The following is a 22,743-nucleotide window of genomic DNA, read 5'->3' as shown; positions in this document are numbered from 1 at the left end:
ATGCAGGTGACATAAATGTACTTGAACCTGAATCTGAGCGGTTGTATGTAGCTATGAACTACTCAACTACTGCATTTTAGCATTAGGATTTCTTACTGTCAATCTTCAATTGCACTTTTCTTAGGAATTTCATAATAATTGGGAATAAAATTGTAAGTAAAATTAAATTTAATATAAATGTAGGTATTAATCTAAATATAATAAAATCTATAAACTCAAAATTAATAAGCCCTAAAATACTATACATAATTGCTACATAAATTTCTAAGAAAACTGTACTCAGTAAAATAATGATAAACAGCATTGTATGATCTCTATAAAATGTTTTGAAGAAAAAGTCCGTGATGACTACAAATAAAATATAGCCAAATAGGTATAGACCATAAAAACTGCCGAAATATAAATCTGTAATTAGACCTAATACTACTGATAAAACCAGCGCTACACCAAAACTTCTATACACACTTAGCATCAATATGTACATGATCGTTAAATGTGGCACGAAAATAATATCTTTATCTCCTATTTGCATTGGTATAACAAGCCCAATTGCAGTATCAATATAAAACAATACAATACCAATAACAAAGTAGTATAATGCGCGCATTAATTATCCCCGCTTTCATTATCTGGCATTGTTTTTGGGTCTCTTTTAGCAACATAGACGTTGTTTAAGTCTGCTAAACTTGCAGCTGTTTTCACTCTTACTTCTTTAGATAGACCGTACTCATCATTTTCAACCTTAGATACTTCACCTATGTAAATACTGCTAGGAAGTTGATCTGCTAAGCCACTCGTAACAACTTTATCTCCTTTTTTAATACTATCTTTATTATTTATATCTGTAATTACAAGTTCTTCATTCTTAGCATCATAATGATCTATTAAACCAAAAACGTTTTCTCCATCATGTTGAATGTTTACAGACAATCGATTAGCACGTGTGTTCGTTGAGATTAAATCCACTTGAGACGAGAATTGATTCACTTTAGAGATGCGGCCAACTAACCCTTCTGAAGTCATCACAGCCATATTGTTTTCTATTCCATCTTTAGAACCTTGGTTTATAACCAATGTATTCATCCATTGATCAGGATTTCTAGATAATACTGTGCTAGAAATCGGTTCATATTTTGAAATATCTTCAACATCTAATTCTTTTTTGTAAGTTTTATTTTCAGCTTTTAGTCTTTCGTTTTCAGCTTCTAATTGTTTTACCTTACTACTTTGTTCTTCTGAACTATCTTTTGCAAAGAGATTACCGATAGATCCTGTTATAAAATGTACAGGATAGCTAACTGCTTTTTGACCAAAAGCAACAGTATCTCCAACATACTGTTCTACTGGTGATTGCGTTTGTGAACGCAAAGATACACCAATTAAGGCTATAAACACAATGATTGCACACAGTATAACAATCAGTTTGTTGTTTTTAAAAAACTTTGACAACCTGAACACCTCTATTAATCAACTATTTTATATTCTTATTACCATTTTATATCACTAGTGTTACGAAATAAAGCACGAACCCTGATATTCCATAACAAAATTTATCCTATATTAAATCAACAGTTTAACTAGATTAAACGGATACGTTTCAAGATTTGATTAAAATGTAATAAATTAAACGATACATTGTATTATAACAATACTTATAGTCAATAGTGTATTAAAAAGTTTTGATTTTGCGAATAGTAATTCAATATATTATTTTTGTTTAAAAATTAATATTAAATACTTTTTGAGGCAAACACATTTATTTATATCTTATATGTTTAATCTTTTTATATACGCTCATATAAGAATTCCAAATGTCTTCAAGTTTCAAACTATAAAAAAAAACGCCTCTACTATAAGAGACGTGAACTTACTTTAGTCATTTTCTTTTTCATCTGATTTGTTGTCGTCAGTTGATTTTTTAGCTTTTTTCTCATCTTCTTCATATAATGTTTCTTTTTTACGCCAACGTGCAAATAAATTTTGTGCTTTTGCTTGCTCAGCCATTTTCTTATCTTTAGACTGTTCACTCATAATTGGACACCAACCTTTAACGTTTTTACTTATTTAAGGCTAACGCATTTCACCCTATAATTCAAACGCATTACTCGTAGCTAGATTGTGGTTGTAGTTCAATATGCACTCCTAATTGATTTAAATCTTGTTCCATTTCAATTTCCGTCTTATAAACACGAAGTGAATCTGAGCCAAATTTATAGATAATAAACTCATCGCCACGTTGACCAGCCAAGTATTCATCAGTATAACCCATTCTTTCTAAACCTGAGACTGACATAAACTCTTTTTTATTAATCCAATCAAACACATTTTTCGTTTGACTAAACGGTACATTATTAAGGATGTCATTATCTTCTACTGAATACCGTTTGCCACCAGTCAAATTTTGTTGAGGTGCTTCATTATTCATAGATGGCTTATCATCATGTACTGGGTTCCATTCTTGATCTTTTAAAAAAGGTGCATATTTTAATGCGAAAAGTACAATTGCTACTATCGCTATGACAGCTATAATGTTTTTTACAATACTGAAAATAAACCGCATGAACCATCCTCCTATTAAGTCACTCTATATTATAATTTTTCACAGTCGAATTATCATCAGTCTCTAGAAGTATTTAAAACTTATCTATAGACTGATGCATATGCCCTATTTTCATAGTACAATGTTTTTAAAGGGAGTGAATACAGAATGAGTATTTTATCAATAATCCTGCTTGCACTCTTAGTCATACTACTATTTAGAGTAGGTTTATCAATTTTAAGATTTATAATATATATTGGAATTATTGTGTTATGTATATATTTGGGTTACCAAGGTATTCTTTGGTTAATGGAGAATTTCAACACTTATTTCAATTTCATAAATTAAAATTTTAGCGCTTAAGGATTAAATTATCCATTAAGCGCATTTTTGTGTTATTAGATTTAAAACATTTAATACTTTTACTTAAAATATGTAAAAACTATAAAGTACTACTAGCAAAACTTAACATATACTATAGAAACTTGTCATTTACTTACTTTCCTACACCATTACTTAACACCTGATAAACATAATAACAGCCACTTAATAATAGTGCCCATATTATCGCTACCGCTATAGCACTCAATAAATAAATCCAAATTGAAGTTGATGTATGATTAAATACAACGAATAATATAGTTGTAATAACAACTCCGATAACTGAAACAGCTATGGCAATACCTGTTTTTTTCAAATTAATTGCTTGGCGCTTTTTTGTGAGTTGCATAAGATACACTACAGGTAACAATAACCCGATTAATAAGATACTTCCCAATATATAATCCTCCTTATATAACAACTTGATTATACATTACCTTGACGCATACCGGAAGATTAATGTGTCTCATAAAACAAATCAATCATATGTAAAAAGACACCCTTTCAATATCAGGATGTCTTTAATGTATAATGTTACTTTAAATGCTTAAACAAATTCTTCATATTCACGTGGGTTTTGATTTTCAACACGACCGCTTTCACCTTGATCTAAGTCATCAATCTTATCCAAGTCTTCTTGTTCTAATTCAAAATCAAGATAATTATAGTTTTCTTGTTGATGTACGTCATCACTTGATTTAACAATTGGAAATACATGGTTTTGATTAACCCAGTTAATAATTACTTGAGCAGGTGTACGATTATATTTATCAGCAATAGCCTTAATCGTATCGTTCGTAAGAACATCATTAATTTCACGACCTAAAGGGCTCCAAGCTTCTGATAAAACACCTCTTTTATCATTTTCTGCTATTAAATCTTTATTATTGAAATACGGGTGAATTTCTATTTGATTAGTAGCTGGAGTCACTCCTGTTGCTTCAATAATTTCATCTAAATGTTCAGGCATAAAATTAGAAACACCAATTGTTTTAATTAAACCATATTTCTGTGCATCGACTAATGCTTTCCAGGCCTCAACGTATTTACCTTGTTTGGGATTCGGCCAATGTATTAAATATTTATCAAAATAGTCTAAGCCTGTACGATAAAGTGACTCTTGAATAAGATTAATAGCTTTATCATATTCATGTGCAGCGCCAGGTAATTTAGCACTTACATAAATTTGTTCTCGAGGTATTGACGAACGACGAATTGCCTCGCCTACCATACCTTCATTGTTATAATTAGTTGAAGTATCTATTAAGCTGTAGCCTATATCAATTGCATTCATTACTTGATTAACGCCTTTTCCGCCTTGAATATTAACCGTTCCTAATCCTATATGAGGTAAAGTTGATCCATCATTTAAACGAAACTCATCATACATCGTCATTAATAATCCTACCCTTCTTCCATATATTTAAAAATCAGCCTAAATAAACTGATTATATATAATCGTTACTTTCTATTTCTACCCGTTTTAATACTTTAATAATCTGGGGAAATATTATTATTCTGAGTAAGTTTATAAAAGTTAAGTTTAATACCAATCTTGATAATAAATTCACTTAACAATAATCTTCAGTCAAAATATCATCATAAAAAAGCATGCTAATAGCATACTTTTTTATGATGATATTTACTTATTCTAGTAATTGGTATTTCTAATTGCTATTACTTATTTGTTCTTTTGAATTATTTAAATTAGATAATGGTTTATCACTCTTCATTAAAAATGCTCCAATACTAACTAAAACGATTATAATAACTGACATAATTAAATATGTATTTTGGAAACCTATCTCCACATATAATTTGCCCATTATTACCGAAAAGAATGCTACTCCAAGTTGCTTGGCAACATTGAAAGCAAGCATATAAACTGTTGCTGAAAGTCTTATATCAAATATACTCACTATATATTTCATTATTGATATGAGTAATAATGGCATTTCTATAGCTGCTAATAACCTAAAAAATGATAGCAGCCAAACCTCATCTGTATAAGCGGTCCCTATAACCCTTACAAATAATACTAAACCATATAAAAACAACCCATTTTTTGCACCGATTTTATTTATAACCCATGGCATAAAAATCATTACACCCGCTTCAATAAAAATCTGTGTTGAAGTCAGTCTACTAAACAAGGATTCACCAGTGCTGCTGTCAGGGAAAAATTGTACAAAATAATTAGGGAATTGTTGGTCAAATACGTCGTATAAACTTGCACTACCAATAATCAATAAACAAAGTCCCCAAAAACTTTTATTTTTGAATAGTTTAAAAATACTATCTTTATTTACATATTCTTTTTCATTTTTGATATTATCGTTTTTTTGATAATTTAGTTTTTTAACCTTAATACTCCAAAGTATTATACCTAGTAATATAGCTGATATAGAACATATCCAAAAAATACTATTAGTATTATGCACAAACATAATACCACCAATAAAAGCAAAAGCACCACCTGCTAAAGAACCAAATAGTCTAGTATGTCCATATTCAAATCCATTAGCTCTACTCGACTTTTCACAATAAGATTCTACAACTCCAACTCCGCTATACAAACATAAGCTTATAAAAGAGCCTCCTATTACACTACCTAAAAACACATTTGTTTCAAGTAATGGTATAAATGCATATTCGAAAAAAGGTCCAATAAAAAGTAAGCATAAAATGACAAAAGCAAACAAGTATTTCTTCAAACCTAATTTATCTTGGATAACGCCATAAATTGGCTCTAATATTATCGCAACTATAGACATCGTAGCAAAAACAATACCAGCTTCAGCTGTGTCTAAGTTTGCTACCCTATTTAACCATAGTGGTAAAAAAGTAATTATTAATGTCCAAATTGCAAAATAAAAAAAGTTTATACCACCAAAACGCCAAAACACACTACCTTTAATATTAATCATAGTCCTCATCCTCCAATATTCGTGGTGAATTTGGAGTCCATCGTTCATCTGGCATCGGTTCATCTAGTATTAGCATGCCATCATTATCCCATTTTATAATTTGGGCTCTTGCATGACGATTAGGATCATATAAAGGATCACCATCAATATTTTGGTAATTTCTCGCATGATAAACAATAATATCTTGCTGCTCATCTTCTGAAACTGTAAAAGAATTGTGCCCAGGCCCATATTGTCCATTAATATTACTACTACTAAAAATAGGCTTTTTAACTTTCTTCCATGATTTAGTGTCTAACACATCACTAGTAATATCAGCATATAATAGTCCAACACAGTATTCTATACCTGTTGCACTTGCTGAATATGTTAAATAAATATAATTTTCTTTTATAAGTATTGATGGTCCTTCATTCACTAAAAACCCTTGTTTTTCCCATTCATATTCAGGATAAGTTATCATAGATATTTTTCCTTCCAAAGTCCAAGGATTTTTCATTTTTGAAATATAAATATTTGAATGACCCGGAATATTTATATCTTGCTGCGCCCAAACATAATATACAACATCATTTAAGGTAAAAACCGTAGCATCTAAAGCAAATGACTCCCAACCTGTATCTATCTGTCCTTTATCTATCCAGTTATCAGATAAAGGATCATCAGAATTATTTTCTAATACAAACATTCTGTGATTAAATGTATCATCTTCAATTTTTTCATTAGGAGAGGCTGCATAATATATATACCATTTATCATCTATTTTATGAATTTCAGGTGCCCAAATTAGATGACTTTGACCCCCCTTTTCATGTTTCTCCCAAATCACATGCTCTTTTGCATCGTTTAGCCCATTTATATTATCTGAAATTCTCAATATAATTCGATCATAATTAGGGTGCGAACCAGTAAAAATATATTTTTCTTTTTCTTTGTGAATAAAAGGATCCGCTCTTTGCAATACAATAGGATTATTTATTTTAACCATAACATTCTACCTCCAAAAATATATTGAAAACGTTTTCAATATAACTATAGAATATATGTCCGTACATGTCATTTTTATTTAAAATGTGTCCGTATATGTATCGATGGTATAACGCTTAAATAGAACTGCTTATTTTACATAATGACTCATAAAACTTCATTCTTGGATTCGGACGTTTCTATAAATTTAATTTTCTACTATGTATCAGTCAAAATACCCTTCTTCAACCATGCTTAAATAAGTATGGTCACCTATAATAATGTGGTCTAATAAGTCAATTCCTAGCACTTGACCACATTTTTTTAACCTTTCAGTCGTTTTAATATCCTCGGTTGAAGGCGTAACATCACCTGAAGGATGGTTGTGTAATACAATAATGGCGTTACTCGCACATTTAACAGCTTCACTAAATATTTCTCGTGGATGTACAATTGAGCTATTTAAAGTGCCAATAAATATGGTCTTTTGCTTAATAATTACGTTTTTAGAATTTAAAAACAACGCTATAAATTTTTCTTGTGTCAAATGCTCCATTTTGCCCATCATGAAATCTGCGACATCTTTAGGGCTTGAAATTTGAATCTTATCGTCTACGCTACCTGAATGCATGCGTTCTCCTAACTCAAATGCTGCTTTCAAAATAAGCGCTTTATATAAACCTACACCTTTGATTTTATTTAAGTCACTGATAGATAACCTTTTTAATTCTTTTAAGTTGTCAACTGTCTTCAACAATTCGTTTGCAATATCTAAATTGGAACTCCCTTTTCGACCAGTATTAATGAGTATAGCTAATAACTCAGCATGCGATAAATGCGAGGCACCATAGCTTAACAAACGTTCTCTCGGTTTTTGATTATCTGCAAGTTCATTTATTCTCAAATTAGACCCTCTCCTAAAGTTAAATATTGATGAGACACCATCGCTAAATTAAAAGCAACAAAAATAAAAGGTATAAGTGGTATTCTTTGCTTTAAATTACGAAAAAGTATCATACTAACTAAAGCAAAAACCCCACCACAAATAAACGTAAAAAACATTGTTAACACAAAGTCTGGATATGGTAGTAAATAAGATAGCAATGAAAAAAGGAGTATGTCACCGTAACCAATGCCGTGACGTATTAGAAAATAAAAAAGGTGTAATATCGTAGTCATGATTAAGAAATGGTATACATTTCCTTGTGCAATAAAATAGGCACATAACGAAAATATAATGTACAGATGGAGTGGCAGCGCAAAAGTTTTGATGTCATACATAGTAAATACAAGTAGGAATATATATATAAGTATAAAGGTGGTGTGATCTAAAGGAAATGATAAGTAAGAAAGTAGAAATACAGGAACAATAGATAATAATTCTCCAATTAAATATAAAGAACTCAACTTACTTTGACAGCAACTGCTTCTTCCTTTTAAACACAAAAAGCTTATAATTGGTATCATTTCGGTAAATTTAAGCACGCTATGACAATAATCACAACGAGAACGTAAGGTAAAGTAATTTAACCTTAATTGATTTACATGGCTCAACTGGTACAAATAACTAAATAGAACTGGACATAATAAAAGTTGTTTAATCAATGATGTGCCTCCTTATAAAAATTATAGCACGTCCGTTTTAATTTAATAACAAAATTATCACTTAGTTAAAAATTATAATTGTAAGTTTGTTAAAATAAATTTTCAGTACACAAAAAGCGCTGTAATCTCTAAAATTTAAAGGGAAAAGCATTTAAATAAAATAGAAATTACGCGCTTATGTATGTGTAATAATTATATGCACATTTAACTAGGGAATACAGAAAGACACAATCAGCCACTTTGTATTCATTAATTAATATGTTATTTGTTATTATTACTTTTAAAAATAAAGTAAATCATTATTTTTCGATACTATTTTTTCTTAACTTCTTCTACTGTTTCTTCGACTTCTTTACGTGTTATTTTTTCACGGCCATTTTTCATAGCTTTTAAAGATTTATGTGCAAGCGCTAAAGGTAAACGTGCGAATAATATAATCGTTCTCTTATGGATTGAATCGATATATGCATCTGCTTTTGCCAAGTTTTCATCTGCATAATCAAACAGGTCTGCACGAGTCCAACCATCCGGTACAAAACTCACACCACGTTCATCTAAATCTTCTTTTTCATTTCGTAAAATGTTAACAGCTTGAAGTCCACGTCCATAACCAATGGCTAAATCGCGGTCTGTTTTTTCACCAGCACACAATTCCCATAGTTCTGACAGCATGACACCGACACGCCCTGCAACGTAATATGTATATTCATCTAAATCTTCGCGTGTATGAACATCCCAGTTTGCTTTCGCCCATTTAGCCATACCGAACGCCATCTCGCTCGAACAATCTAAGACGATTGGCAAAGTTCTGTCGGGACATGCGTCTATCCACTCACTTAAACGGAGTGTAACTTCAGGCATAATATCTTTCACAGGGCCAAGAATCTCTAGATATTTTTCTTCATCAAAAGGTTCTTTAAACAATTCACTCACTTGCATTAAAATTGTATATTTTAAATCATTATCTACTTCTTCATGATCCTCAATTTCATCAATTGCTCGTAGTATTAAATATGCAGATGCTACTGAATGTTTTAATTCTTTTTCTAAAAAGGTAATCGGAATATAAAACGTACGGCTTGTTTCTTTCAGTACGCGCATTGCATCCTTTGGAAATTTCTTTTCTGTCATGTTAATCTTTCCCTCCCTTTTTTAAATACTATCATATTATTACAAATTAAAATAGGAATTGCTAAATAGCTAAAAAAGCAACAATAATTATTCGCGTTAAACGACACATTACTTACAATTCACACAAATAATCAAACAAGTCTTCACTTTTCAAAAACTTTCATAAAACTATTATATAAAAAAGCCAGTTACTTTTACATTAAAGTCAGAATAAATCATTAATCCTGACTCAATAACGCTAAATAATAACCAGCTTTCTTATTGAATAACTCTTTATTTAATTAAAATCAGCACAGATTCACTGTTGTTTAATAAAATCTAAAAATTAACTTTCGCTTTAACTTCACTAATGAAATATAAACTTCCAGTTATAATTAATCCATCACCTTCATATGTTTCAATAAACTTCACATAATCATCAACAAGTTCTTTTTGATCAAATCGTATTTCTTCAAAAATAGCGTCTTTAGTTAATGCTCGAGGAAAATCAAAATCAGTAACATAAAACGTTGAAGCAATTGTTTTAAGTTGGTCTACCATCGTATTAATTGGCTTCCCTTTCACTGCAGAAAACAAGATATCTAGACTATCAATGTGATAATAATCCTTCATTGTACTAATCAAAGCTTCAACACTTTCAACATTATGTGCGCCATCAACAATCATCAAAGGCTTTTCTTTAACTTGCTCAATTCTCCCAGTCCAGCTTACTGATTCAATACCATCTATCATCTTATTGAAATCTAAATCAACAATGCCTGATTCGTTTAGTTCAATAAGTGCAGTTATTGCTAAAGCTGCATTTTCTTTTTGATGCTCACCCAACATATTTAATAGTAAGGTTTCTAATTCATAGTCTTTATAACGATAAGTAAATTCTTCTTCTTGTGAAACGATACTAATATCGCGATCAAATTCTATACCTTCAGTATTCTGTTGCTCAACACAACCACGAATTACTTTAAGCGCATCTTCATTTTTCACTGCATAGATAATTGGTGTATTAGGTTTGACGATTGCGCCTTTATCTTTTGCTATATCAGTATAAGTATCTCCTAGAATTTCAATGTGGTCTAGTCCTATACTTGTGAGAATTGTTAATATCGGTTTAAAAACGTTCGTTGAATCATTTTTAATCCCTAATCCCGCTTCAACTATTACAAAGTCAACTGGGTGTAATTCACCAAAGTATAAAAACATCATCGTAGTAATGATTTCAAATTCAGTGGCTGTTCCAAGCTCTGTTTCAACTTCTAATGCTTCGCTTACTGGCTTTACTTTTTGAACTAATTCAACAATATTATCATCACTAATCGGTATCCCATTTAAACTTATACGCTCATTAAAGGTTTCAATAAATGGCGAAGTGAAAGTACCCACTTCATATCCATTATCAACAAGCGCTGATCTTAAATATGCAACTGTGGATCCTTTTCCATTCGTGCCACCTACATGAATACCATTTATATTAAATTGAGGATTGTTTAATCGTTCCAACATCCATTCCATACGCTTAATGCCTGGTTTAATGCCAAATTTAGTTCTTTCATGTATCCAATATAAGCTATCTAGGTAATTCATGTTTAGGACTCCTATGCTTTTAATTGATTAATTCGTAATTTAACACCCTCGTATTTTTCTTGATACGTTTGTTTTTTCTCACGTTCTTCATTGATTACTTTTTCAGGTGCTTTATTAACGAAATTATCGTTTGCTAATTTTTTATTAACACGATCCAATTCTTTTTCCCATTTCCCAAGTTCATTTTCTAATCTCTCAATCTCTTTATCCATGTCGATTAAACCTTCAAGTGGTAAAACAACTTCACCAGCTGTAGTAATAGATGTCATCGCTTTTTCAGGTATTTCAACTGCTGTATCGATTGTAAGTTCGCTAGGATGACAGAATCTATCTATATAATTCGAATTATTTACTAGCGTATCTTTAACATTTTCATCTTTTGCTTTAATGAAAATAGGTATTGCTTTAGATAATGGTGTGTTTACTTCCAAGCGTGATTGTCTAACAGATTTAATTATTTCAACAAGTTGTTGCATCGTTTCTTTACTTTCATTAAAAATCAATGCATCGTTCACTTTAGGCCAAGGTGCATTAACAATTGTTTCACCTTCATTTGGCAGATTTTGCCAAATTTGTTCAGTAACAAACGGCATGAATGGGTGTAACATTCTCATTGTATTATCTAACACATAAGTTAGTACAGAACGCGTTACTTGTTTCTGTGCTTCATCATCGCTATTCATTGGTATTTTACTCATTTCAATATACCAATCACAGAAATCATCCCAAATAAAGTTATAAAGCGTACGACCAACTTCACCAAACTCATACTTGTCACTTAAATCTGTAACGTTAGCAATCGTTTCATTTAAGCGCGTTAAAATCCACTTATCTGCTAATGATAGATTACCTGATAAGTCTACATCTTCAACTTTAAAGTCATCCCCAATATTCATTAAACTGAATCGAGCTGCATTCCAAATTTTATTGATAAAATTCCATACAGATTCAACTTTTTCAGTAGAGTAACGTAAATCATGACCTGGTGAAGAACCAGTTGCTAAGAAATATCTTAGGCTATCTGCACCATACTCATCGATAACATCCATTGGATCAACACCGTTACCTAGAGATTTACTCATTTTACGTCCATCTTCTGCACGGACCAATCCATGTAATAATACATCATCGAAAGGACGTTTTCCAGTAAATTCTAATCCTTGAAAGATCATTCTTGCCACCCAGAAGAAGATGATGTCATAACCAGTTACTAATGCATTCGTTGGGAAGTAGCGCTGGAAGTCTTCAGCTTCAACGTCTGGCCAACCTAACGTTGAGAATGGCCATAATGCACTAGAGAACCATGTGTCTAATACATCTTCATCTTGTGTCCAATTTTCAATATCTTCTGGTGCTGCTTCACCGACGTAAATTTCACCAGTTTCATTGTGATACCATGCAGGAATTTGATGTCCCCACCATAATTGACGTGAAATTGTCCAATCTCTAATTTCTTCCATCCAACGATTAAATGTTTTTTCAAATCTTGCAGGTACAAAATCGATTCTATCATCTGTTTTTTGATTATCTAATGCTTGCTCTGCTAAAGGTTTCATTTTTACAAACCATTGTGTAGATAAATAAGGTTCTACAACTGCACCAGAACGTTCAGAATGACCAACAGAATGTTCATGCTCTTCTATTTTAATAACTAAACCTTCAGATTCTAAATCTTTTACAAGCTGTTCACGACAGTCAAATCTATCTAAACCTTCGTATTTACCAGCTTTGTCATTCATTTTACCAGATTCATCCATAACAATAATGCGTTCTAAGTCATGACGGTTACCTATTTCAAAGTCATTTGGATCATGCGCAGGTGTTACTTTCATAGCACCACTACCGAAATCAATATCTACATAATCATCTGCTAAGATAGGCAATTCTCTACCTAGGATTGGTAATATAACTTTTTTGCCAATGATATCTTTATAACGATCATCATTAGGATTCACAACAATCGCAGTATCACCTAACATTGTTTCAGGACGTGTTGTAGCGATTTCTATATAGCCTTCGCCATCTGCATAAGGATATTTAAAATGATAAAATTTACCTTGTACGTCTTCATGAATAACTTCAATATCTGATAACGCAGTACGAGCGATAGGATCCCAGTTAATAATATATTCTCCGCGATAGATTAAATCTTTCTTATACATATCAACGAATACTTTATTAACTGCTTTACTCAATCCTTCATCTAATGTAAATCTTTCCCTACTGTAATCTAAACCTAATCCTAGTTTAGCCCATTGTTTTCTAATAAATGTAGCGTATTCTTCTTTCCAATCCCAAGCTTGTTCAAGGAATTTTTCACGACCTAAATCATGACGAGATAATCCTTGCTCATTTAATTTAGCTTCTACTTTGGCTTGTGTTGCTATACCAGCATGGTCCATACCAGGTAAATACAAAGTATCGTAACCTTGCATACGTTTCATACGTGTCAATATATCTTGCAACGTTGTATCCCATGCATGTCCTAGGTGTAATTTACCCGTTACATTTGGTGGTGGGATAACAATTGTGTATGTTTCTTTTGTATTATCTTCAGACGCTTTAAAATAGCCTTTATCAAGCCATTCTTCATAGCGCCCTGACTCAACTTCGTTCGGATTATATTTTGGTTTCATTTCCATTCGTTAAAATCCTCCTTAAAATAAAAAATCCGCCCTATAAATATATAGGACGGATTTCCCGTGGTACCACCTAAATTCAAGAAATTAGTTCACTAATTTCAAGCACTTAAAATTATGATTAACGCTCAAACACGCTTTAACCTATTTTACATACAATTACATTGTAGTATTTCAGCTAAAGTTCAATGTGGGCTACCTTCAATAAGTTAAACTGTACATTCTCAGCATACATGTACTCTCTGTTAAATCTAAGCCTATTTACTCTTCCCAGTAGACAATATTTCTTTACTTAATTATAGTATAATGGATGTTAAGATAAGTCAATGGAATGGAGTGAAAATATATGAATGAATGCGCATTTGGCACAAAAGATCCAACCTATCTGGAATATCATAATGAAGTGTGGGGCCAACCACTTTATGATAGTTTGAAATTATTTAAACTGATGGCTTTAGAATCACAACATGCTGGTCTTTCCTGGTTAACAATTTTAAAGAAAAAAGCATCTTACGAAGAAGCTTTTTATGACTTTGATCCAGTGCTTATCTCCAAAATGACACCAGATGATATAGACCGCTTGATGACCTTTCCTAATATCGTTCATAATAGAAAAAAGATAGAAGCTATTGTAGGACAAGCAAAAGGATATTTTGAAATAGAAAAAGACTTCGGAAGTTTCAGTGATTTTCTATGGTCATATGTAGATCACCAACCTATCGATTGTGGCTATAAACATCCAAGTGATCGTATTACTGTAGACACACGCGCAACAGAATTATCGAAAACATTAAAGCGTTATGGTTTTAAATTTTTAGGGCCAGTGACAGTTTATTCATTTTTAGAAGCTGCCGGTTTGTATAATGCACATATGCAATCATGTCCTAATAATCCAAAGCATTATCGAGGCAAAGGCTTTAATTAGCCATAGATCATTCCCTTTTGAGAAAATTTCATTTTTCGATATCTTTCAGCATGAATCAACAAAATGCCCCCGCTCAAAACTCAAAATATTTCAATAGAATATATAAAAAATAAGGCTGAGACATGTATTTTGTCTCGGCCTTATTTTTTATATTGGCAATGCACAGAGTAGCGATTCTACATTTTTAATTTTAAATAAATAGAAAAGTGTTGTAAAATTTAAAACTTTTATAAATATCGTTTTTTGTGACTATTTTTAACAATCTTTTTATTTTTATACAATCTGATTATAAGTAAAGTCAATAGTACTGCAACGATACCCTTTACAATATCGTAGGTCAGTATGACATTAATCCATAGAAGAATGATGACCATGATATAAATAATTTTCATAATATATGTTAGAAACACTTTGTTAATTGTGACTTTTGGTTCACCTTATTCACTCAAAAAGTAGTGTCACTTTAACTGAAAAGTGATTTGATATGCCTATATCACATTTTCTAACACGGTCTCACCCTCTCTATATCATAATATTGTGTATAAAAGTCGTAATATATAATTGTGATGTAATTGTTCAATTTTCTAATTAAAAATATCATCAGTTTAATTAAGTTTTTTTTCACGATGTTTCAAGAACACGTTTATCGCTGGCGCAATTAAGAATAAAATAAAGAATATTCTAAAGATATGGTAACTAGAAATCAATGCGACATCCGCACCTGTTTCTAACGCCACAATAACAATTTGGCTCATACCACCTGGAGCAGCGCCTAAGAACAATTCATTTACTGAATGCGTCGAAAATGTAGAAATGATTAGCACCATTACGAAAGCTAACAATATGAGTAATGTATTCTGAAAAGCAATTGCGACGGCAATTCGCCCTTTCATCTGATCTAATAAGAGCGCAATTTGAATGCCAATTCTAATCATATATATGACTTGTGCAGCTGCAATAATATAATTATCTAATGTAAAGTTAGCACCTGTTAACAAATTCCAACATATTAATACAAGAATCGGTGCAAGTATCTGTTTTGTCGGAAAATTAATTTTACCCATTACGATATATACAGCGATTACAGCTAATGTCAAAAAGATAATACTAGGAATCGATAAAGCTTCAGTCAACGTTGCTGTTACTCCAGTTCCACCGGTCGCTAATTCTTGTGAGTCTTTAAAAAAGTAAGAAATAAAAGGCACAAGAATAACCACAAATATAATTCTCGAAGTTTGAGTCAAACTCACTACCATAATATCCGCTTTTTTATTTTCTTCGGCCATAATCAGCATTTGGCTCAATGCACCTGGAATGACACTAAGTATTGCTGTTTCAGTATTTACTTTTGCTATTTTTTTGAAAAAATAAGCAATGATTAACGCGAGCCCTAGTAATAACACTGTAATTATTACAATAGTAAACCAATCATCTTTAATATCTAAAATAACCTCTTTAGTGAAAGTAGATCCAATTTGAACACCTAGTAACACTAAACCAATTTGACTTAGCCAAAATGGCCAATTTATTTCTAAATGCAAATATCTCACACAAATTATACTGGCAATAATAGGACCAAACATAAATGGCAATAATATATTGGCTGCATTAAGTATAAAACTTAAAAATAAAGCTAACGCTAAAACGATGATATTGTTTCTTAATTGCTTACTCATGTACTCACAACTTTCATAGGTATCATTATACTTCATAGTACTTTACATATAAAAGAACCCGATCAACACCATGGTTGTTCGGGCTAAAAATAAACTTTATACAATTCGACTTAGAGCGGTATCAAATGCTTGTATTGTTTGTTCAATATCAGCTTCTGTATGCGCTGTTGAAAGAAATGTTCCTTCAAATTGGGAAGGCGGTAAAAATACGCCTTCTTTTGCCATTTCTCTATACATTTGACTAAACATTTCTAAATCGCTTTTATTTGCTTGTTCAAAGTTTGTCACCGGCCCTGCATTTAAGAAATATCCTATCATAGAACCAGCACGATTTACAGTGATTGGCACATGATGTTTTGCAAAGACCGCTTTCAATCCTTCTTCTAATTTGTCACCTAATTTATTAAAATAATCATATGACTCAGGAGTTAATTGACTTAGTGTTTCATAACCACTTGTCATAGCTAATGGATTACCTGATAACGTACCAGCTTGATAAATATCACCAGCTGGCGCAATTTGATCCATAATTTCTTTCTTACCACCAATAGCACCAACTGGCAAGCCACCACCGATTACTTTACCTAAACAAGTTAAATCTGGTGTTACATTAAAGTAACCTTGCGCACAGTTGTATCCCACTCTAAACCCTGTCATCACTTCATCGAAAATAAGTAATGAACCATATTCTGTAGTGATGTCTCTTAAGCCTTGTAAAAATCCTTCAACTGGAGGCACGACGCCCATATTACCAGCTACAGGTTCTACTATAACGCCAGCAATATCGTCACCAAATTCTTCAAAAGCAACTTTTAGTGCGTCTAAGTCATTATATGGAACTGTGATTGTATTTTTCGCAATACCTTCAGGTACTCCTGGTGAATCAGGTAAACCAAGCGTTGCGACACCAGATCCTGCTTTGATTAATAGTGAGTCACTATGACCATGATAACAACCGATAAATTTAATAATTTTATTACGACCAGTATAACCACGTGCTAAGCGTAATGTATCAAGGGTTGCTTCAGTACCTGATGAGACCATACGTATTTTTTCAATAGATGGCACACGATCAATAACGAGTTCAGCTAATTTATTTTCTTGTAGTGTGGAAGCACCGAAACTTGTACCATTATCCACTGCTTCATGAATTTTATCAATTACTTGTTTGTTTTTATGTCCTAAAATTAATGGCCCCCAACTTAGAACGTAATCGATGTATTCATTACCATCAATATCATATATTCTTGAACCTTCACCATGGTCCATAAATATTGCTGGTGTATCTACTGATTTGAAAGCTCTTACTGGACTATTGACACCACCGGGCATCAATTGTTCAGCTTTTACCATCGCTTTTTCAGAATTAGTATAACGCATTCTAAATAACCTCCTTATTGTTCATCAATATATCTACAAATATCTTTTGAAAAATACGTAATAATTAAATCTGCGCCTGCACGCTTCATTGAAATCATTTGTTCTATAACTACCGCTTTTTCATCAATCCAGCCATTAAGTGCGGCTGCTTTTGTCATGCTATATTCTCCACTTACATTATAAGCGACTACAGGTACGTTTGTAGTATTTCGAACATCTCTAATGATATCTAAGAAGCTTAGAGCAGGTTTAACAATCATCATGTCTGCGCCTTCGTTTAAATCACTATCAAGTTCTCTAAGTGCTTCTCTTCTATTTGCAGGATCCATTTGATATGTTTTGCGATCACCAAACTGTGGTGCAGATTCTGCTGCATCACGGAATGGACCGAAGAAACTAGAAGAATATTTAATACCATAACTCATAATTGGCACATTATAATAACCAGCTTCATCTAGACCCGCTCTAATTTCTGCAACGAATCCGTCCATCATGTTACTTGGCGCAATAATGTCAGCACCAGCTTCAACTTGAGAAATAGCAGTCTTAACGAGTAATGGTAGTGATTTATCATTATCAACATCTTTCGTCTCATGATTAATCACACCACAGTGACCATGGTCTGTATATTCACATAAACACGTATCCGCAACGATTAATAAGTCACTGTACATAGACTTCGCTTTTCTTGTTGCTTCTTGGATGATGCCATTATGATCATATGCACCTGTACCAACTTCATCTTTTTCATTTGGCACACCAAAAAACATGATGCCTCTTATACCTAAATCATACGCTTCTTTAATTTCTTCACCTAATAAATTTAAACTGATTTGGTAAATGCCAGGCATAGATTTAATTTCTGTTTTCACATTATCACGTTCAACTACAAATATTGGATAAATCAAATCTTCTTTGCGAACGTGCGTTTCACTCACCATGTTTCTCAGTGATTTACTACTACGTAATCTTCTGTGTCTATCAAATTGCATTATCTTCCCAACTTTCTAAAGTTTTTTGAACTAATGATTCTAAGGTTTGGATTTCTGACATCGTGCCCTGAACATTAAATGTATTTAATGTGTCCAATGTTTGTTGGCCAATGACAAAATAATTATTAAAAGGTATATGTTGATGACTTTCAAAAAAATATCGCACAGCTGATGAACTCGCAAAAGTAATAGCATCTACTTTATTTTCAGCTATGAGACTTAAGACTTCATTTATATTCTCAGTATGTGGAACAGGTTTATATAAGTCAATTTTTCTAACTAAATACCCTTGTTGTTTTAAACCATTTTGTAATAACGTTCTTGCTGCTGCGCTTGATGGTAATAAAATGCGACTGCCTTTTATCGCTTCAAACTCCTCAAGAAAGCCTTCTTGTGAATAATCTGTGGGACAAAACGAAACATCTAGACCTAAAGTTTTGCAATAATCAGCTGTTTTTTCACCTATTACTGCAATTTTTTGTATATTTAACTTAGGTAAATATGGTTGGAAATGTTTCACAGCTTTTTTAGACGAAAAAATAAGCCAGTCATAGTTAACATCCAGCAAATTCAAATCAAAGAATAACGGCTCTACATCTATGAAGGGCTTGTGTAGAATACATGTATCTTCTTTGTTAAATTCACTAGTCTGTGTCATTACTATCACTGGTCTCATTATTTTCACCTCAAACGATTATTGTTCTTCGTTTAGTGCCTTTATTATTTCATATGCACCTTGTGCATTTAAAACTTCAGTTACTTTTTCACCGATTTCAATTGGATTCTCTCCACGCTCAGTATGCTCATAACGTTCTTTACCATCAGGAGACATAATTAAGCCTGTGAATTCGATTGTACCATCACTACTTTTCGTAGCGTAGCCACCGATTGGAACTTGGCAACTGCCGTTCATACGCTCTAAGAATGTTCTTTCAGCAGTAACACAATCCGCTACATCTTCATTGTGAACTTGCTTAAGTAATGCTAACAGCTCTTCATCATCCGCACGACACTCAATACCTAAAGCGCCTTGTCCGATGGCTGGTATTAAAGTCTCTTTATCTAAATAAGTTGTCACGATATCATCTGACCAACCCATACGTTTCAAACCAGCAGCTGCAAGTAAAATTGCATCGAAATCTTCAGTTTCTAACTTACTTAAACGTGTATCAATGTTGCCTCGTATCCATTTTATTTGTAATTTAGGATATTTCGCAAGTATTTGAGCACCACGGCGTAAAGAACTTGTACCTACGATACTATTGTCAGGAAGTTCATGTAAAGGAACATGATTCTTAGCAATATACGCATCATATGGATTTTCACGATCTGGTATGCAACCTAGAGTTAATCCTTCTGGTATGACACTAGGGACATCTTTTAAAGAATGTATCGCCATATCTATGCCATGATCAAATAATTCATTTTGAATTTCTTTAACAAAAAGCCCTTTACCGCCTACTTTAGATAATTGTTTATCTACAATACGGTCACCTTTTGTTACTATTTCTTTAATTTCAATATCTAATTCTGGATCAACAGCTTTTAATTTTTCAATAAATTGTTGGCTTTGAGTTATAGCTAACTTACTTCTACGTGAACCAACGATTAACTTACGCATTAGGCGCAACCTCCTAGAAATGACTATATTTAACAATTAACCTTTTCTATCTGTAATCATATTCCTGTCCATTGATGAAAATCAGATATATGAGAAGCAAAAATCAAATTAATCATACTTAAGCAAAATAAGCTGAGATTAAAATAAATCAAATTATGTTTACTTAACGTATGTCTTACTCTAAAGATGATATATATACCATACAGCAATGCAATAATTATAGACATCACTACTTTAGGATCATTCAATATGTGTAAACCTAAAGTATTTATACCCCATTGTGTACCTAAAATGATACTTAATATGATAAATATAAAACCGATTAAGCTACTATAAAACACAACTTGCTCTAGTGTAGCTACACTACCGATTCTAAAATATTTTTGATTAAAACGTTTCTGCTTTAAATTTTTATACTGTATTAAATATAATATACAATTAACAAATGCAAAAGCAAACAGGGCATAACTTATAATTGCAAAGGCAATATGTACTATTAACAATTCGTTTATAATACTTAATTTATCTCCTGCACTCTGATAATGCATAGGTTGAAATGTATTTATAGCAATTAGTACAAAACCAATTAAATTAAATAAAAATATCGAAAAATTTATTTGCTTGATGACACTAATCACTATAGAAATAGAAATAATCAACCAAGCTAATGCAAAAAACACATCAAAAACATTACCTAACGGAATTTGTTTCGTTACATTAGCATAAATAGATAAAGAGATTGTTTGTAACACCCAAACAATCCCTAATGTAACAAAACCAATTTTTCTAACTTTATAATGCTTTTTCACAAAATCAAAAAAGTAACAAGCAATACTAAATAAATAAATTAATAATATAAGTTCATTTAATCTTATAAATGAAAATTCTTGCATATTATCACCATTTGCATGTGCTTATTCAAAACTTAAGATTTGACTAGTTGGCACTTCACTTCTTCTTTTTTTAGGTTCATAAGCCTGTTCAGCTTCAATGTCAAAAATGTTTTGAAACAGCTCTAATTTTTCGTTACTATTTCTATCATTACTCAATTCTTTTGCTTGTTTGATTGGATCTTTCAACATTTGATTTATAATACTTTTAGTATGTTTTGAAATGATTTTACGTTCTCTCTCACTTAAGGCAGGCAATTTTCTATCAATACTATCCATAGTATCTTCCTGAATATTCATTGCTTTTTCTCTTAAGGCACGAATAACAGGTACAACGCCTAACATACTTACCCATTCATTATGTGCTACAATTTCTCCTGGAATTCGTTGCATAATATCATTTGCTGCTATTTGACGTTCTCTGAGATTAGCATCCACTAAACCTTTCAAGTCATCTACATCATAATTAAATACGTCTTGAATTGTATTAATATTAGGCTCAATGTCTCTTGGAACCGCAATGTCTATTAAAACAAGTGAATCACTTTTACGTTCTGTTGAAATAGAACGCATCATATCGTTTGTCACAATATATTCGTCTGAACTTGTCGAACTGATAACAATATCCACATTAGCTAAAAGTTTTGGTAATGATTCCATTGATTCAAATTTCACATGATGTTTCATTGCTAATTTTTGAGCTTTACTCAATGTTCTATTAACAACTGTTATATCTGTGACACCAGAACCAATTAAATTTAAGAGTGATAATTCACTCATATCCCCTGCACCAATAATCAAAGCTTGCTTGTTGTCAATTTTGCCAAATACTTTTTTACCTAGTTCAACAGCCGCATAAGAAACACTTACTGCATTGTCTGCAATATCAGTTTCACTATGAGCTTTTTTCGCAAATGTAATTGCTTGTTTGAAAAGATGATTAAATATAGTACCTGTTGTGTCCTCTTCTTGAGCTAATAAGAATGCATCTCTAATTTGTCCAAGAATTTGAGTTTCCCCAAGAACAACAGAATCTAAGCCTGAAGTAACATGCAATAAATGATTTACTGCGTCGTCCCCCACTTTTACTTCAGTCATTTCTTTAATATCTTCAACATCAAACCCAAATGATCTCGCTAAAAATCGTTGGATATAATAACGACCAGTATGAATTTGATCCGCAACTGCATATACTTCTGTGCGATTACAAGTTGATAATATAACATTTTCTAAAATAGATTTTGTTTCAAATAAATCAACATTGGCTGAACGTATGGCATCATCTTTAAAAGCAACTTTTTCTCTCAATGCTACATCTGCTGTACGATGATTTATGCTAACCGCAATTAAATGCATTTATAACGCCCTCCATACATATTACAATAAGTAAATTATAACACAATTACATCATGAGTTAACCATCTTGCTCGAGTAAATTATAATTCTTCTAATTTACATTCAAAATGTTGTCATAATTGTACTAAATTCAA

General features: G+C 32.0%; 22 protein-coding genes and 2 other annotated features (1 of these 24 running past the window's edge). Of the genes, 2 read left to right on the top strand and 20 right to left on the bottom strand.

What is annotated here, in order from left to right:
- Positions 1-53: a sequence feature (ribosomal protein L21 leader region), on the bottom strand; it reaches 21 nt to the left of the window's first position.
- 29 nt (positions 54-82) lie between these two features.
- The 4 genes from mreD to ACP3TL_RS03530 all read right to left on the bottom strand — a co-directional run bounded on the left by mreD (position 83) and on the right by ACP3TL_RS03530 (position 2,560).
- The gene (gene mreD / locus ACP3TL_RS03545; protein ID WP_046465509.1) at positions 83-607 is read right to left on the bottom strand and encodes a rod shape-determining protein MreD; all 525 of its coding nucleotides are present in this window, start codon (positions 605-607) and stop codon (positions 83-85) included.
- Positions 607-1,449 carry a rod shape-determining protein MreC gene (gene mreC, locus ACP3TL_RS03540; protein WP_285325691.1) on the bottom strand — a complete coding sequence of 281 codons (843 nt, stop codon included), beginning with the start codon at positions 1,447-1,449 and terminating at the stop codon, positions 607-609. The genes mreD and mreC overlap by 1 nt, the downstream gene beginning before the upstream one ends.
- A gap of 423 nt (positions 1,450-1,872) precedes the next feature.
- Entirely contained in the window at positions 1,873-2,031 is a 159-nt protein-coding gene (locus ACP3TL_RS03535; RefSeq protein WP_141714362.1) for a hypothetical protein, read from the bottom strand.
- Between the two features lie 70 nt (positions 2,032-2,101).
- On the bottom strand, positions 2,102-2,560 hold the full coding sequence (locus ACP3TL_RS03530) for a DUF4930 family protein (protein WP_046465511.1): 459 nt from the start codon (positions 2,558-2,560) through the stop codon (positions 2,102-2,104).
- 147 nt (positions 2,561-2,707) lie between these two features.
- On the opposite strand from ACP3TL_RS03530, the gene ACP3TL_RS03525 reads away from it, so the two are divergent.
- Positions 2,708-2,887 (top strand): hypothetical protein, encoded by a 180-nt coding sequence (locus ACP3TL_RS03525; protein WP_071561853.1) that lies wholly within the window; start codon positions 2,708-2,710, stop codon positions 2,885-2,887.
- A gap of 148 nt (positions 2,888-3,035) precedes the next feature.
- Here ACP3TL_RS03525 and ACP3TL_RS03520 read toward each other — a convergent pair whose 3' ends face one another.
- The 9 genes from ACP3TL_RS03520 to ACP3TL_RS03480 all read right to left on the bottom strand — a co-directional run bounded on the left by ACP3TL_RS03520 (position 3,036) and on the right by ACP3TL_RS03480 (position 13,772).
- Positions 3,036-3,317 (bottom strand): hypothetical protein, encoded by a 282-nt coding sequence (locus ACP3TL_RS03520; RefSeq protein WP_046465512.1) that lies wholly within the window; start codon positions 3,315-3,317, stop codon positions 3,036-3,038.
- A 150-nt stretch (positions 3,318-3,467) separates the two neighbouring features.
- Positions 3,468-4,316 carry an aldo/keto reductase gene (locus tag ACP3TL_RS03515; protein WP_046465513.1) on the bottom strand — a complete coding sequence of 283 codons (849 nt, stop codon included), beginning with the start codon at positions 4,314-4,316 and terminating at the stop codon, positions 3,468-3,470.
- 271 nt (positions 4,317-4,587) lie between these two features.
- Positions 4,588-5,847, bottom strand: coding sequence for an oligosaccharide MFS transporter (locus ACP3TL_RS03510; protein ID WP_046465514.1), 1,260 nt, complete (start codon positions 5,845-5,847; stop codon positions 4,588-4,590).
- Complete coding sequence (locus tag ACP3TL_RS03505) at positions 5,840-6,835, bottom strand: glycoside hydrolase family 43 protein (RefSeq protein WP_285325692.1); 996 nt, start codon at positions 6,833-6,835, stop codon at positions 5,840-5,842. The genes ACP3TL_RS03510 and ACP3TL_RS03505 overlap by 8 nt, the downstream gene beginning before the upstream one ends.
- Before the next feature lie 204 nt (positions 6,836-7,039).
- A complete protein-coding gene (gene radC, locus ACP3TL_RS03500) occupies positions 7,040-7,717 on the bottom strand; it encodes a RadC family protein (RefSeq protein WP_285336721.1) in 678 nt (225 codons plus the stop codon).
- Positions 7,714-8,418 (bottom strand): prepilin peptidase, encoded by a 705-nt coding sequence (locus ACP3TL_RS03495; RefSeq protein ID WP_046465517.1) that lies wholly within the window; start codon positions 8,416-8,418, stop codon positions 7,714-7,716. The genes radC and ACP3TL_RS03495 overlap by 4 nt, the downstream gene beginning before the upstream one ends.
- A 312-nt stretch (positions 8,419-8,730) precedes the next feature.
- Positions 8,731-9,549: a squalene/phytoene synthase family protein gene (locus tag ACP3TL_RS03490; protein ID WP_046465518.1), complete on the bottom strand. Its 819-nt coding sequence runs from the start codon at positions 9,547-9,549 to the stop codon at positions 8,731-8,733.
- Between the two features lie 318 nt (positions 9,550-9,867).
- Positions 9,868-11,130 carry a bifunctional folylpolyglutamate synthase/dihydrofolate synthase gene (locus ACP3TL_RS03485; protein WP_046465519.1) on the bottom strand — a complete coding sequence of 421 codons (1,263 nt, stop codon included), beginning with the start codon at positions 11,128-11,130 and terminating at the stop codon, positions 9,868-9,870.
- Positions 11,131-11,141: 11 nt separating this feature from the next.
- Complete coding sequence (locus ACP3TL_RS03480) at positions 11,142-13,772, bottom strand: valine--tRNA ligase (protein ID WP_046465520.1); 2,631 nt, start codon at positions 13,770-13,772, stop codon at positions 11,142-11,144.
- Between the two features lie 42 nt (positions 13,773-13,814).
- Positions 13,815-14,056 (bottom strand) — a binding site (T-box leader).
- Between the two features lie 59 nt (positions 14,057-14,115).
- Between ACP3TL_RS03480 and ACP3TL_RS03475 the strand changes: the two genes are divergently transcribed.
- The gene (locus ACP3TL_RS03475) at positions 14,116-14,694 is read left to right on the top strand and encodes a DNA-3-methyladenine glycosylase I (protein WP_046465521.1); all 579 of its coding nucleotides are present in this window, start codon (positions 14,116-14,118) and stop codon (positions 14,692-14,694) included.
- A 605-nt stretch (positions 14,695-15,299) separates the two neighbouring features.
- Here the strand turns inward: ACP3TL_RS03475 and ACP3TL_RS03470 are convergent.
- From ACP3TL_RS03470 to hemA, 7 genes are all read right to left on the bottom strand, one after another.
- Positions 15,300-16,370, bottom strand: a complete 1,071-nt coding sequence (locus ACP3TL_RS03470) for an AbrB family transcriptional regulator (RefSeq protein ID WP_046465522.1) — start codon at positions 16,368-16,370, stop codon at positions 15,300-15,302.
- Positions 16,371-16,466: 96 nt separating this feature from the next.
- The gene (gene hemL / locus ACP3TL_RS03465; protein ID WP_046465523.1) at positions 16,467-17,750 is read right to left on the bottom strand and encodes a glutamate-1-semialdehyde 2,1-aminomutase; all 1,284 of its coding nucleotides are present in this window, start codon (positions 17,748-17,750) and stop codon (positions 16,467-16,469) included.
- Between the two features lie 14 nt (positions 17,751-17,764).
- The gene (gene hemB, locus ACP3TL_RS03460) at positions 17,765-18,742 is read right to left on the bottom strand and encodes a porphobilinogen synthase (protein WP_046465524.1); all 978 of its coding nucleotides are present in this window, start codon (positions 18,740-18,742) and stop codon (positions 17,765-17,767) included.
- Complete coding sequence (locus ACP3TL_RS03455; RefSeq protein ID WP_046465525.1) at positions 18,732-19,418, bottom strand: uroporphyrinogen-III synthase; 687 nt, start codon at positions 19,416-19,418, stop codon at positions 18,732-18,734. Before ACP3TL_RS03455 ends, hemB begins: the two co-directional genes overlap by 11 nt.
- A gap of 18 nt (positions 19,419-19,436) precedes the next feature.
- The gene (gene hemC / locus ACP3TL_RS03450; RefSeq protein WP_046465526.1) at positions 19,437-20,363 is read right to left on the bottom strand and encodes a hydroxymethylbilane synthase; all 927 of its coding nucleotides are present in this window, start codon (positions 20,361-20,363) and stop codon (positions 19,437-19,439) included.
- 56 nt (positions 20,364-20,419) lie between these two features.
- Positions 20,420-21,256: a cytochrome c biogenesis protein gene (ccsA, locus tag ACP3TL_RS03445; RefSeq protein ID WP_002507386.1), complete on the bottom strand. Its 837-nt coding sequence runs from the start codon at positions 21,254-21,256 to the stop codon at positions 20,420-20,422.
- A 21-nt stretch (positions 21,257-21,277) separates the two neighbouring features.
- Complete coding sequence (gene hemA, locus ACP3TL_RS03440) at positions 21,278-22,609, bottom strand: glutamyl-tRNA reductase (RefSeq protein ID WP_046465527.1); 1,332 nt, start codon at positions 22,607-22,609, stop codon at positions 21,278-21,280.
- Positions 22,610-22,743 lie beyond the last annotated feature (134 nt).

The organism is Staphylococcus caseorum (genome assembly GCF_049943195.1).
GTDB classification, from domain to species: domain Bacteria; phylum Bacillota; class Bacilli; order Staphylococcales; family Staphylococcaceae; genus Staphylococcus; species Staphylococcus equorum_A.
This window is presented reverse-complemented; position numbering and strand designations above follow the sequence as displayed.